The sequence below is a fragment of the Lentibacillus sp. L22 genome, from assembly GCF_040812445.1.
Classification (GTDB): domain Bacteria; phylum Bacillota; class Bacilli; order Bacillales; family Amphibacillaceae; genus Lentibacillus_C; species Lentibacillus_C daqui.
This window is the reverse complement of record NZ_JBFNXI010000003.1, coordinates 98,339-112,027: the sequence shown is the minus strand read 5'-3', so window position 1 is coordinate 112,027 and position 13,689 is coordinate 98,339. Positions and strand designations below refer to the sequence as shown.

The window sequence follows — 13,689 nt, the reverse complement described above, 5'->3', positions numbered from 1 at the left end:
CATATAAGTTAAAAGTTTTTGGGACGATTTTTTAAAATGAATTTGCGGTGATGTCGAATTTCCTTGCACACTTTGCTTTGGCATCTGGGAGCATAAATGGTAAAATTTCAAGTAGGTAAGTAACGAGGAGGAAGTCTTTTGAAACCATTGTTACATATAGAGAACCTGCACGGTGGGTATACCCATAAAAATGTACTGCATGGTATTTCGTTTGATGTGTATCCCCATGAGATTGTTGGTTTAATTGGATTAAATGGAGCCGGTAAAAGTACGACGATTAAGCATATTATTGGTCTAATGCAGGCAAAAAAAGGGACGGTTTCTGTAAACGGAAAAACCTTTGCAGAAAACCCGCAAAATTACCGTAGTCAGATGGCTTATATTCCAGAAATGCCGATCTTATATGATGAGTTAACATTATATGAACATTTGCGCTTAACGGCGATGGCGTATGATGTGCCGGAAGATGTGTTTGAAAAAAGACTTCATCCATTGTTAAAGGAATTTCGGATGGAGAAAAAATTAAAATGGTTCCCTGTACATTTTTCCAAAGGGATGCGGCAGAAGGTCATGATCATGTGTGCCTTTCTAATCGAACCATCCTTGTATGTTGTGGACGAGCCATTTGTTGGTTTGGATCCACTTGGCATTCAGTCTTACTTACAATTGATGAATCATATGAAAGACAACGGTTCTGGCGTGTTGATGTCCACCCACATTCTGGCAACTGCAGAACGCTATTGTGACCGGTTTGTTATTTTGCACGATGGAAACATTCGCGCTATTGGCACATTAAAAGACTTGCAGCGTGATTTCCAAATGCCTGGTGCAACGCTCGATGATATCTATGTTCAATTAACAAAGGAAGAAAGCCATGTTTGATGCCAACCAATTTTTTAAACAACGGTTTTCCCAGCATTTAAAGGAGACAAGCCGTTATCTAAAATACATTTTTAATGGGCATATTGCGTTTGCCATGCTGTTTTTTATCGCAGCGGCTGCTTACTATTATCAACAATGGCTCACCCGTATGCCCGAAAACTTCCCAACCGACTGGATCATTGGCATTGTTTTTGGACTTTTGGTCAGTTACAGCCCTGTCCGCACGTTATTAAAGGAACCTGACCTGGTTTTCCTGATTGCCGCTGAACATAAGCTTGGGGCTTATTTTCGGAATGCCTTAATTTATAGTTTTGTCATCCAGCTTTATTTGATTTTGCTCGCAGCAGCGGCATTTGGACCACTTTATTTTGCATCTTTTTCAGAGCGAAGTGGCAGTGAATATCTGATTACGATTGTGGTTGTGCTGATTTTTAAAGTATGGAATTTGCTTGCCAACTGGTGGATGCTTAAAGTACGCGATCTGGCAACCAGACGTACGGATATACTGTTAAGGGTCTTGCTCAATTGTGCGGTGTTTTATTTACTTGTTCATGGAAATATCCTGTTTGCAGCAATTGCAACGGTCGTATTTATTATCTTGTTTTTATATGACTATAGTATTTCAAAAAAACAGGCTGGTCTTGTTTGGGATGTGTTGCTGGAAAAGGATCAGAACCGCATGCAATTCTTTTACCGGATTGCGAATATGTTTACCGATGTACCGCACCTGAAAAATCGGGTCAAGAAACGGCAATGGTTGGTTAATCTTGTCAATCGGGTTCCGTTTCGCCAAAAGTCAACTTTCGACTATTTATACCGGATTACTTTCATCAGAAGTGGAGATTATCTCGGGATGTTTGTCCGGTTACTTGTCATCGGCGGCTTGCTGATTTATTTTATTCCGAACGGCTGGGTAAAAATTGTTTTTGCGTTATTGTTTTTATACTTAAGCAGTTTCCAGATGATGACTTTATACCAACACCATCGCACTGTTATCTGGCTGGATATCTACCCTGTATCAATCCAATTGCGGAGAGATGCTGTATTAACATGGTTATATAAGCTTACCTTTATTCAAACGATTATATTTGCTGTGTTGTTTGTGTTGATCGGGGATTATTTGGGTGCTGTGATTACTTTGATCGGCGGTGCCTTGTTCAATTATTTGTTTATTACCGGATATGTGAGAAAAAAATTGGCGTAAGAGGGATTGTTGAAAGCAATCTCTCTTATTTGTTTTAACTTTTTACAAACTATGGTATGATGTAAGTAAATACAAATGTACTAACATACGTATATTTTGTCCTCAAATGAATATACTTGGAAATAAAAAGGAATGAGTGTGTTAAGCATGGATAAAGAAACCAGAAAAGTGGTACCATTCGGGAATAGCGTGGGAGTAGGCATCCCGAAAAAAATTTTAGAAACATTAAATATTCATCGTGGTGATGAAATGGAATTTGAAATAAGAAACGATGAGATTGTTATGCGTAAGAAAGAAAAATTGGAAGACCAGGTGGATCCGGAGATGTTGAAAATGCTTCAGGAAACCTTTCGTGATCACAATGAATTACTGGAAAGATTGAAGTAGGCCATGGATATACATTATTTAAGTGTTAGAGATGTTACAATCATTCACTTTATGGTCATGAAAAAATATGGTGAAGGGGAACAGGTGGGGATCAAGGAACAAGGTTTGTTGGAATCGGCTGTATATCGCCCACAACAATCTGTATTTGGTGAAGATGCCTACGTAAGCTTATGGGATAAAGCAGGCGCCTTTTTTGAGTCCTTGGTACAAAACCATTGCTTTTTTAATGGCAATAAACGAACTGCATTTACCAGCCTTGACATCTTTTTAAAGAAAAATGGGTATTATATTATCCCTGATACGGACACCAACGAAGCGTTTACGTACCAGGTGGCGGAAAGGAAAATTCACACTGGTAAGATTTCTGCTTGGATACGGCTGCATGCTGTGGAAAAAAGGTAGTTCACTACTATATACCCACAAATCTAACAGGTTATCCCAAACACAGTTGTGTCAGGAGATAACCTGTTTGCGTTACCGATGCCATTCTTGATATTTTAAGTAAGCATCGATGAGTGTTTTCGCAGCAATCGGCATTGCCTTTTCATTAATGTCAAATTTCGGGTGATGGTGTGGATATGGATTTTCTCCTTTTTGAGCACCAGTAAAGAAAAAGGCACCAGGGCGTTCTAACATGTAATAGGCAAAATCCTCACCCGCCATGGACGGATCAACCGCTTCACTGGAAACCACATCGGGCAGCTCGTTTCCAACCTCCAATACCAATTCTGCTTCTTTTGGATGATTGATCAATGGCGGATAGCCTTTTTCATAATTAAACTTATAGGTTGCGTTGCTTGCTATACACGCACCTTTGATGATCGTTTCCATTTCGCTGATGATCTTCTCCTGCAATAACGGGTCAAAGTAGCGGACGGTTCCGATTAATGTTGCTTTGTCAGCAATGATATTGAATGCGGAGCCACCTTCAAATTTTCCCACGGTAATGACTGCTGTTTTCAATGGGTCCATTCGTCGCGCAACGATTTGCTGAAGCTCGACAAGTAATTGTGCGCCAATCACTAATGCATCCTTTGTTTCGTGTGGATAACCACCATGCCCGCCTTGACCCTGAATTGTAATGTTGAAACGGTCAGCACCTGCCATAAAAGCAGTTTTCGATGTTTGCAAAACACCAATAGGGGTGGTTGCCCATAGATGCGTACCAAACACTGCATCAACATCATCAAGTACGCCCGCTTCAATCATCGGTTTTGCTCCACCAGGTGCGTATTCTTCGGCATGTTGATGTAAAAAGATGATGGTACCAGGCAGCTCGTGTTGGAATGGCTGAACTGCTTTGGCCAATGCCAATAATTGGGCGGTATGGCCATCGTGACCACAGGCATGCATGACCCCATCAACTGTTGATTTATAGAGTACATCATTTTCTTCTTGAATAGGCAATGCATCAAAGTCAGCGCGCAAGCAAATTGTTTTACCGGGTTTACCACCTTTTAATGTCGCGACAACGCCGTTTCCGCCAACATGACTTTGATAAGGAATGCCTAATTCCTCATAAAAGTTGGCAATGAATGATGCTGTTTCAGTTTCTTTAAATGACAATTCCGGATGTTGATGTAAATGACGGCGTATCTTCACCGTTTCCGGGTATAAATCATCAATCGCTTTATGTAAATCTTCCCGCATGGATCATTCCTCCTGCATAGTTGGTTATGTTATATTATATCATTTTTTGGAAAAAACGAAAAAGGATGACCGAATCAGTCATCCTTAAAGGAAGTAGTATTTTATTCAGAAATTCTTGGATCAGCAAGTAGTCGTTCTACCTCTTCTTTATGATGCGTTTCATCAGCAATGATATCTTCCAACTTTACCACCAGTTCGGTATAGCCCAACTTATCAGCAAGTTTTTTTCTTTCTTCATAGCGATCGATTGTATCGGATTCTGCTTGTAATGTCGCTTTCAAAAGGTCTCTTACTTGGGTAGGCTGCTCAACTTTCGCAGATTCAGTCGTTGGTGTACCGCCCAATGCACTGATTTTTTCCGATAAATAGGCGGCATGACCCATTTCATCATTAATTTCTGATTCAAAAAACGGCTTTAATGCAGAGCGATACAATCCAGAAACGACGGCGGCACTGTACGTATATTGAATGGCTGCACCATATTCATGTGCCAAATCAACGTTTAATCCATCAATTAACTTTTTTAAGTCTTCGTTCATTTTTATCCATCCTTTCACATTTCTTTTTTTTCATTCGTACGCCTATATTTATTAGGTTCCCGGAAAAGAATAGTTTAAACATGTAATTTGTAATACTATTGGTTGCAGGAGGTTTTCAGGTTGAATCACAACATGCGGTATTTTTATTATTTTCTGTTGCTGCTGCTTACGGGTGTCATTATTGTCTGGGCGTTCGATGCATATACTGGCAGAATCCCATACCTTGATCAGTGGACAGAAGCTTTTGCAGAAAACATGGCTGGAACGAAATTATATGCGGTTTTTCGCTGGTTTACGGAATTCGGATCAGGTTCATTTTTATTTCCTTTTGTCGTAATCATAAGCTTCCTTGTTGGACTGATGTATCGTGATTGGTTTTCGGGAGGGATGGTCGCCAGTGGAGTGATTGTTTGTTATCTGCTTAATTATGGTATCAAGTTTATTGTTGCCAGAGATCGCCCGCGGGTGTCGGCAGCAGCGGATGCGGTTGGATATAGCTTTCCCTCCGGACATTCGATGCTTTCTATCGTCTGTTATGGGTTGTTTGTTTATTTTATGGTTGGGAAATTACGGACGAGAAAGGCAGCTGTCTGGTTGGAAATATGTTTCGCACTACTTGTCCTGATGATCGGGCTCAGCAGGTACATCATTCGGGTCCATTATTTAACCGATGTCATAGCGGGCTTTGGTATTGGTTTGCTTTATCTGATGATCTGGGTTAGGGTGTATCGATATGTCCAGCGATTGCGCGGCCGTCGAACACCGGAGACAGGCTAAGGGAGTGCCTCCGAATGTTTTTGAAGTTGAAAAAGCCACCAGCCGGGACAAAGGCAACTTACCAAAATAAATAGAGAAAACCAGCCGATAAAAATTCACAAACCTTTCATAAATCTTTAGACACAGTATCTTTTCTTGACTACGGAAAAGGGTCAGCTGCATTATCAATCAACGGATACAAAGTTGATCGGGCACAGCCAAAAGTCGATCGAACCGGACGTACAGTTGATCGAGGGTAGCCAAAAGTTGATCGGGCACGGCTGAAAGTTGATCGAAAACAGTTACAAGACGATCAAAACGCGCGAACGGTTGATTAAGTGGAGGAAATTCAATGAACTGTTCTTGGCGGTAATGTTTTTTAAATGGCCTCTTGTTCGCATGTCCCTTGATTGTTTTTTTCAGGGTTGCACTGTATAATACGGGTGTATCTTGAAATTAAGGGAGATTTACATAAATGAAAAACGAAAAGTCAGGGGAGACGATTCTGTTTGTTATTTGGGGACAAGCAGTCATTGCGTTTGTCGGTAGTTTGTTTTTCTCAGAGGTTATGGGATATGTCCCGTGTGAACTCTGTTGGTTCCAGCGGATTTTGATGTATCCATTGGTGATTATCTATGGTGCCGCAATGGTCAAAAAGGATTTGGCGATTGCTCTGCCGGGACTTATCCTAAGCGGGATTGGTCTGCTTGTATCCATCTATCACTATTTGGTGCAAAAACTGCCCGCCCTACAGGAAGCTGGTGGATCATGCGGGGTCATTCCGTGTAATACGGAATATGTGAATTACTTTGGATTTATTACGATCCCATTTCTAGCAGGGGTTGCATTTATCGTTATTTTTGTACTTCATCTGGTTTTACTTAGACAGCAAAAGGGGGAAGCAGGACGTTGAAAAAGAAGATGATCATTTTCGCAGTGATAATTGTTGTGTTGTTTGCAGCATTGTACTTTGTCACTGTTTTTAAAAACAAACAAGCAGTTGATGAGCATGATAATCCATACGGAAAAAATGATTTGAAACAGGAGACAATTGATCAACTGGATGATCCAATGTATCAAAATCAAATCATACCAGATAAACTAGATGAGAAATTGGCAAATAAAGAGGATATGTTTGTTTATTTTTACAGTCCAACTTGCCCGCATTGCCAACGTGTGACACCAGTGCTTGTTCCGCTGGCAGAGGATCTTGGCGCGGATGTGAAGAAGCTTAACCTTTGGGAGTTTGACAATAAATGGGATACGTATGCGATCGAATCAACCCCAACACTTGTTTATTACAAAAATGGGAAAGAAGCCGATCGAATTAGCGGAGAAGGCCAAACAGAAGAAGAAACAAAGCAAATGTATCAACACTTTTTAAAAGAACACGTAGAATAATGGTGGGACAAAGGGACAGGAGAACCATCCGGGGCCTACCAAAAAACGGGAAAGCTGATAAAACGCATGAAACCGCTGATATAAGTGAAATAATCGCTGATAGACCACTCAAAACCGCTGATACAAGTGCAAAAGTCGCTGATAGAACACGCAAAACCGCTGATACAAGTACAAAAGTCGCTTATACAACAAACAAAACCGCTGATAAAAATGCTATGCAGCATCAGCGGTCCTACACTAATCCCCGTCAAATAGGGACACAGGAACGTCCCTGTGTCCCTATTCTTGTTTGACCATTTGGTAGGTTGTGATAAATGGTTTGGCTGCTACATATGCTGGTGGTTTTGCGGCTTGGTTCTGATGCTGCTTTTTAAAAGTGCTGGAGTTCTTCCAGTTTTCGAAATCGTGTTCAGATGCCCACTGGGTGACAACAACGTATGTATTGCCTTTTCGGGGACGAAGCAGACGGAAGGCCTGAAACCCTGGCATATGATCCAGTCCGCTTTTGCGTTGTTTAAACCGTTCTTCCACTTTGGTCGTGCCATCGTCAGTCACTGGAATATGGTTCATGACAACATATCCCTTTTTGGCAATCTCACCTTGAGACTCGATCACGTCATAGGCACTGCCTGCGACAAATACACTTTTTTCCTTTCCCTCATAATACGCCAGCGTACCTGAGTCGCCTGCCATGAAATAAAATGGGATATCAGGATATTTGTCCTGCAGTTTTTGCAAAAAATCATATGTTCCTTTCGTCATATATGCATGCACATTTCATTCTCCTCTCGTAAATAGTTTCCTAAATTATAGATGCTTTAAGAACATACTCTTATTATGTATACCCTCGACCAAAGAAAAATAACACATTACCATATAATAATAATTATCATCTAATAGTAATTAAAACGCTTTTCGATTGTCACATTCTGTCGTATAATGGATGAGATAGTAGAGGTGAACTATGAAAAGAAGCGACAAGCATATAGAAAGAAGAAGTGATCGACATACCAAAAGAGGATGGAAGTCATTACCGCGAAAAATAAAATGGTCCATTAGTATCATTGGGTTTCTCCTCATTTTAGGGTTGATTGGATATGGTGTTGTTTTTTTCGGCGGGGCTTTCATAGCCGATCAGGAGGACATGGAACTGGATGCAACCACAACGATTGAAACCCAGGAAGGGGAAGTGCTTGCCTCTGTTTACCATAAAAACCGTACATTGATTGATCGTAAAGATATTCCGGATAATATAAAAAATGCTTTTATTGCCATTGAAGATCGACGTTTTTACACGCATGGCGGTATTGATTTTAAATCTGCTGTTCGTGCGGTTTACAAAGATGTGATTGCAATGGGAAGGGTTGAAGGTGGAAGTACGATTACCCAACAACTTGCGAAAAATTTATTTTTGACTAATGATAAAACGTTGATGCGAAAAACAAAGGAAGCACTGGCAGCCATTTATTTGGAACGGCATCTTTCCAAGGATGAAATTTTAGGGCTATATTTGAATCAAATGTATTTTGGCCGTGGTGCATATGGTATTGAAACGGCATCACAAATGTATTTTTCCAAATCGGCACGTGACTTAACTCTATCAGAAAGTGCATTGCTGGCAGGGATGGCAAAAGGGCCAAATGGATATTCGCCAATTGACCATCCTAAAAAGGCATTGACCCGGAGAAATATGGTACTTCAAGCGATGGAAGATACCGGAATGATTTCAACCGAAGACCGTACCAAGGCACAGGATAAGCCATTGGGTTTGGATGTGAAGCAAGAAGAAACAAACCATGTGGCTGACAGTTATGTGGATCTGGTCATGAAAGAAGCTGCAGATAAGCATGAATTATCGATTGATGAGTTAAAGCGTGGGGGTTACCGAATTGTCGTCAATATGGATGAATCAACCCAGCAAATTGCCTATAACTTATTTCAAAAGCCAGACTACTTCCCAGGTAATACCGCGGGGGTTCAAGGTGCTTTCGTCATGATGAATCAACAAGACGGTGGAATTGTTGCTGCAATCGGCGGTCGTGATTATGAACTTGGTGGGTTGAATCGGGTTACAGTGAAAAGACAGCCTGGTTCAACCATCAAGCCGATCGCTGTCTATGGCCCGGCAATGATGAAGAAAAAATTTCAACCTTATTCATTGATACCGGACCAAAAGAAGGATTACAACGGGTATTCGGCAACCAATTATGACGGTCAATATGATGGTGTCGTGTCCATCTACCAGGCATTAGTACAATCAAAAAACACACCGGCTGTCTGGTTATTAAATAATTTGGGCATAGCTGATGCTAAAGCGTACCTAAAAAAGATGGGGATTACCCTGCCTGATAAAGGATTATCGATTGCCCTTGGCGGACTAAAAGAAGGTTTAACACCAATGGATATGATGCAAAGCTACGGGACATTTGCCCACAATGGAGAAATGATTTCGGCTCACACCATTGATCGGATTTATGACCGGGACAATCAACAGATATTCCGGGCAAAACCGAAGCCGAAAAAAGTTTTCACGCCGCAAGTTGCCTGGAACATGACGGAAATCCTGTCGTCCGTCGTGGAAAATGGAACAGGTCAAGCTGGAGACTATAACAAAGCTCTGGCAGGAAAAACCGGTTCTACCCAGCACCCACACGTGGAAGGGACTGATAAGGACGCCTGGTTTGTCGGTTACACACCCCAATATGTGAGTGCATTATGGATGGGTTATGATGATTCGGATAAGGATCACTATCTAACAGGAGGTAGCGAGTATCCAACCATGTTAACCAAGGCGATTTTGACGGAAATGGATAGGCAAAATTCGTTAACAGCTTCCTTTACCAAGCCGGAACATGTGAAGACTGTGCCAAAGCCGGTCAAACTGCCGGAAACAACAAAAATAAAGATAACTTACCAATTCGGTGGATTACAGCTGGTTAAAGGGAAAATAACCTGGAATGCAGCACAAGATGATCGAGTGGAATATCATATTTATCAGAAACAAAAGGGAGAACTTCCCAAGCGAATTGGCACTGTTCAAGATAATGAATTTGAGGTGGGCGATGTTTCAATGTTTCATCCACCATCTTATTTCGTTGTACCATATGATCCACTAACAAAAACCGAGGGTAATCGATCGAATGTAGTCGAACCTTCCCTGTGATCCAAAAGAATGTTCAGGTAACTTTTTCATTGAATTAAAGACAAATTAATGACAATTACTGTAGACTGCTATACAGAATCAATAGAAATCGGTATAGTAATTAGGGAAGTTCATTAGATCACAAGCTTGAAAGTATTGGTTTTAAAAAGATGTTTAATTGTACAAGTGATAAGCATGAAAAAGGGTGAAAAAATGGCGAAACAAATTAATGATGCGATTATTAAAGCCTACAAAGGCGGGCAAACGGATTATACGCCTGTCTGGTATATGCGACAAGCTGGCAGATCACAAAAGGAATATCGGAAATTAAAAGAGAAATATTCTTTATTTGAGATTACCCATCAACCAGAATTATGTGCTTATGTGACCCGTCTGCCAGTTGAACATTATGGCGTTGATGCAGCGATCCTGTACAAGGATATCATGTCACCATTACCGGCAATTGGTGTTGACGTGGAGATTAAGAAAAATGTCGGGCCGGTAATTGATCATCCGATCCGCAATTTCCAGGATGTGGATCGGTTAGGAACGATTAATCCAAAAGCGGATGTGCCATATGTGCTGGATACGATCCGTCTCTTGACCGAGGAACAGCTTGATGTACCGCTTATCGGTTTTACAGGAGCCCCTTTCACACTTGCAAGCTACATGATAGAAGGCGGCCCTTCAAAAAATTATCATCAAACGAAAGCTTTTATGTATCAGAGTCCTGAAAGCTGGTTTCCTTTAATGGACAAATTGGCAGATATGATTGTTACGTATGTGAAAGCACAAATCCACGCTGGGGCAAAAGCCATCCAAGTGTTTGATTCCTGGGTTGGAGCGCTTAGCAAGGATGATTATCGGACCTTTATCAAGCCGGTCATGAAGCAGATTTTTACCGAATTAAAACAGGAAAATGTTCCACTGATTTTATTTGGCGTAGGTGCAAGGCATTTACTGCTGGAATGGAACGATTTGCCGGTTGATGTGATTGGACTTGATTGGCGCACTTCGATCACGGAAGCAAGACAAATGGGTGTGACGAAAGTATTGCAAGGTAATCTGGATCCAGCCATTTTACTTACCGATTGGAAGACAATTGAGGATCGAACCAAAGGAATTTTAACAGAAGGTGTCAAACAATCAGGTGGCTATGTCTTTAATTTGGGGCATGGTGTAACTCCGGACATTAAACCGGCAACATTGAAACAGCTAACGGAACTCGTGCACACATATTCCAGTGTAGCGAAGACAAGATAAGCAGCAACATTGCTCAGAAAGGATGTTAGAACATGGAAAGAAAGCAAATGGGATTACTAGTTATGGCTTATGGCACACCATACAAAGAAGAGGATATTGAACGATATTACACGGATATTCGTCATGGCAGGAAACCAACACCGGAAATGCTGGAAGATTTAAAAAGCAGGTACAAAGCAATCGGTGGCATTTCCCCGCTGGCCAGAATCACGGAAGAACAGGCCAAAGCTTTGGAAACAAATCTAAATCAACAACAGGATGAATATGAATTTCATGTCTATATCGGCTTGAAACATATTGAACCCTTTATTGAAGATGCGGTCGAGCAAATGGTAAAGGATGGTATGGAAGAGGCTGTATCGCTCGTTCTGGCACCACATTATTCGACGTTCAGCGTGATGGCTTACAATCAACGGGCAAATGATGCTGCGGCTAAACACGGAAAACCCAAGATTGTTTCCGTGGAAAGCTGGTATAATGAGCCAGGATTTATTGATTTTTGGGCCAAACAAATTAATCAAGTATACGACAAGATGCCGGAAGAAGAGAAAGAAAATGCTTGTTTGGTTATTTCTGCACATAGTTTGCCAGAGAAAATTCTGCAAAACGGGGATCCATACCCTGACCAATTAAAAGAAACAGCCAAATTGATTTCCGAGAAAACCGGTATTACCAATTATGCGATTGGCTGGCAAAGTGAAGGAAATACTCCTGATCCATGGCTGGGACCAGATGTGCAGGATTTAACGCGCGAATTGTATGAACAACAGGGCTATCGTTCGTTTGTGTATGCACCGGTTGGTTTTATTGCCGATCATCTGGAAGTGCTTTATGACAATGATTATGAATGTAAAGTCGTTTGTGATGAATTGGGTGCAACCTATCACCGGCCAGAGATGCCAAATGCCCAGCCAGAATTCATCGATGCATTGGCAACCGTCGTTATGAAAAAAGTAAGAAGTGAAGCAAAGTGAGTAAACAGAAACGAATTTTGATCGTTGGTGGCGGAATTACTGGATTAACAGCGGCTTTCTATCTGCAAAAGGAGATTCAGGCCAGCCAGCTGCCTTATGAAGTGAAACTCGTGGAAGCCAGTCATCGGGTTGGCGGCAAGGTCAAGACCTATAAACGGGACGGTTTTGTCATTGAACAAGGGCCAGACTCCTTTTTGGAACGAAAAAAACCTGCTGTCAAACTGGTTGAGAACCTTGGCATTCAGGATCAGCTTGTTCGTAATGGCACAGGACAATCCTATATTTTGGTTGATCATAAATTGCACAAAATGCCAAAGGGCTCATTCATGGGTATCCCAATGCAAAAGCGGCCATTCCTGTTTTCCGGGATTGCCTCATGGAAAGGTAAAGCACGGGCTGGCCTTGATTTAGCTCTGCCAAAAGGAAAGGTACAGCATGACCAATCTCTGGGCCGTTTTTTGCGGCATCGTTTTGGCGATGAACTGGTTGAAAATTTAATGGAGCCGCTATTATCGGGAATTTATGCTGGTGATATTGATGACATGAGCTTGATGGCTACCTTTCCTAACTTTTATCAGTTGGAACAGGAATATGGCAGTTTAATCAAAGGTTTGCAGGAAACCAGACCGAAGCCAGCGAAGAAAAAGAAGCCGAAAAAAGGAATGTTTTTATCATTTTCCGGTGGTTTGGAGACTTTAATTGACGCATTACGCGAGCAATTGGGTGATATGATTCAACTAAACGCAACGGTTGATCATATTGAAAAAAAAGACCACGGATACCATGTATTATTGGACAATGGGGATGTCTATAAAGCGGATGTTGTGATAATGGCTACGCCGCATTACAGTGTGCCGAAAATATTTAGTCAATATGATTTCTTTAAGACATTTAATGAGATTCCTGCTACATCAGTGGCGAATGTTGCCATGGCTTTTGATCAATCAGCCATTAAGAAGGATATTGATGGCACCGGGTTTGTTGTATCAAGAAACAGCGATTTTCGGATTACGGCTTGCACCTGGACCCACAAAAAATGGCCAACCACGACACCAGACGGCAAGGTGTTGTTACGCTGCTATGTTGGCCGTCCAAACGATCAATCCGTTGTTGATGTGTCTGATGATGAAATGGTCGATATAGTCTTACATGATTTGAATCAAACGATGAACATTACACAACAACCAATATTCAGTGTCATATCACGCTGGAAAAATGCGATGCCACAGTATACGGTTGGTCACAAGGAACGTATTGCGCAAGTACGACAGGAAGTAGCGAATCAATTACCTGGCGTCTTTTTAACCGGAAGCTCCTACGAAGGAATTGGCTTGCCTGATTGTATAGAACAGGGAGAAAAGGCGGTCTCAGAAGTGTTGTCGTTTTTACAATAGAATTTCGTACAGATACTTGAATTGTTAGAAGGAGAGTCCTTGAATGGCTTAGGACTCTCCTTTTTTTCGCCAAGAAAGCAGTGCCTATCGATCCCGG

14 protein-coding genes are annotated in these 13,689 nt (G+C 41.5%); 11 read left to right on the top strand and 3 right to left on the bottom strand.

Features of this window, described 5'->3' with window-relative positions; genetic code table 11:
• Positions 1-138: 138 nt before the first annotated feature.
• From ABRT01_RS02400 to ABRT01_RS02385, 4 genes are all read left to right on the top strand, one after another.
• Positions 139-882, top strand: coding sequence for an ABC transporter ATP-binding protein (locus ABRT01_RS02400; RefSeq protein WP_269409719.1), 744 nt, complete (start codon positions 139-141; stop codon positions 880-882).
• Complete coding sequence (locus tag ABRT01_RS02395) at positions 875-2,086, top strand: ABC transporter permease (RefSeq protein WP_269409718.1); 1,212 nt, start codon at positions 875-877, stop codon at positions 2,084-2,086. Before ABRT01_RS02400 ends, ABRT01_RS02395 begins: the two co-directional genes overlap by 8 nt.
• A gap of 147 nt (positions 2,087-2,233) precedes the next feature.
• A complete protein-coding gene (locus ABRT01_RS02390) occupies positions 2,234-2,473 on the top strand; it encodes an AbrB/MazE/SpoVT family DNA-binding domain-containing protein (RefSeq protein ID WP_269409717.1) in 240 nt (79 codons plus the stop codon).
• A gap of 3 nt (positions 2,474-2,476) precedes the next feature.
• Positions 2,477-2,875, top strand: coding sequence for a type II toxin-antitoxin system death-on-curing family toxin (locus tag ABRT01_RS02385; protein WP_269409716.1), 399 nt, complete (start codon positions 2,477-2,479; stop codon positions 2,873-2,875).
• Between the two features lie 72 nt (positions 2,876-2,947).
• Here ABRT01_RS02385 and ABRT01_RS02380 read toward each other — a convergent pair whose 3' ends face one another.
• Together ABRT01_RS02380 and ABRT01_RS02375 are read right to left on the bottom strand one after the other, a co-directional pair.
• Positions 2,948-4,123: a M20 family metallopeptidase gene (locus tag ABRT01_RS02380; RefSeq protein WP_269409715.1), complete on the bottom strand. Its 1,176-nt coding sequence runs from the start codon at positions 4,121-4,123 to the stop codon at positions 2,948-2,950.
• 101 nt (positions 4,124-4,224) lie between these two features.
• Entirely contained in the window at positions 4,225-4,662 is a 438-nt protein-coding gene (locus ABRT01_RS02375; RefSeq protein WP_269409714.1) for a ferritin-like domain-containing protein, read from the bottom strand.
• Between the two features lie 120 nt (positions 4,663-4,782).
• Between ABRT01_RS02375 and ABRT01_RS02370 the strand changes: the two genes are divergently transcribed.
• The 3 genes from ABRT01_RS02370 to ABRT01_RS02360 all read left to right on the top strand — a co-directional run bounded on the left by ABRT01_RS02370 (position 4,783) and on the right by ABRT01_RS02360 (position 6,819).
• Positions 4,783-5,439: a phosphatase PAP2 family protein gene (locus ABRT01_RS02370; RefSeq protein WP_269409713.1), complete on the top strand. Its 657-nt coding sequence runs from the start codon at positions 4,783-4,785 to the stop codon at positions 5,437-5,439.
• A gap of 454 nt (positions 5,440-5,893) precedes the next feature.
• On the top strand, positions 5,894-6,331 hold the full coding sequence (locus ABRT01_RS02365) for a disulfide oxidoreductase (protein ID WP_269409712.1): 438 nt from the start codon (positions 5,894-5,896) through the stop codon (positions 6,329-6,331).
• Positions 6,328-6,819: a thioredoxin family protein gene (locus tag ABRT01_RS02360; RefSeq protein WP_269409711.1), complete on the top strand. Its 492-nt coding sequence runs from the start codon at positions 6,328-6,330 to the stop codon at positions 6,817-6,819. The genes ABRT01_RS02365 and ABRT01_RS02360 overlap by 4 nt, the downstream gene beginning before the upstream one ends.
• 279 nt (positions 6,820-7,098) lie before the next feature.
• Here the strand turns inward: ABRT01_RS02360 and ABRT01_RS02355 are convergent, their stop codons facing one another.
• On the bottom strand, positions 7,099-7,593 hold the full coding sequence (locus ABRT01_RS02355; protein ID WP_269409710.1) for an antibiotic biosynthesis monooxygenase family protein: 495 nt from the start codon (positions 7,591-7,593) through the stop codon (positions 7,099-7,101).
• Positions 7,594-7,783: 190 nt separating this feature from the next.
• Here ABRT01_RS02355 and ABRT01_RS02350 point away from each other — a divergent pair, with 190 nt between their 5' ends.
• From ABRT01_RS02350 to hemY, 4 genes are all read left to right on the top strand, one after another.
• On the top strand, positions 7,784-9,982 hold the full coding sequence (locus tag ABRT01_RS02350) for a transglycosylase domain-containing protein (RefSeq protein WP_269409709.1): 2,199 nt from the start codon (positions 7,784-7,786) through the stop codon (positions 9,980-9,982).
• 192 nt (positions 9,983-10,174) lie between these two features.
• Positions 10,175-11,224: a uroporphyrinogen decarboxylase gene (hemE, locus tag ABRT01_RS02345; protein WP_269412580.1), complete on the top strand. Its 1,050-nt coding sequence runs from the start codon at positions 10,175-10,177 to the stop codon at positions 11,222-11,224.
• 32 nt (positions 11,225-11,256) lie between these two features.
• A complete protein-coding gene (hemH, locus tag ABRT01_RS02340) occupies positions 11,257-12,198 on the top strand; it encodes a ferrochelatase (RefSeq protein ID WP_269409708.1) in 942 nt (313 codons plus the stop codon).
• On the top strand, positions 12,195-13,592 hold the full coding sequence (hemY, locus tag ABRT01_RS02335; protein WP_367746220.1) for a protoporphyrinogen oxidase: 1,398 nt from the start codon (positions 12,195-12,197) through the stop codon (positions 13,590-13,592). The genes hemH and hemY overlap by 4 nt, the downstream gene beginning before the upstream one ends.
• The last annotated feature ends 97 nt before the right edge of the window (positions 13,593-13,689 follow it).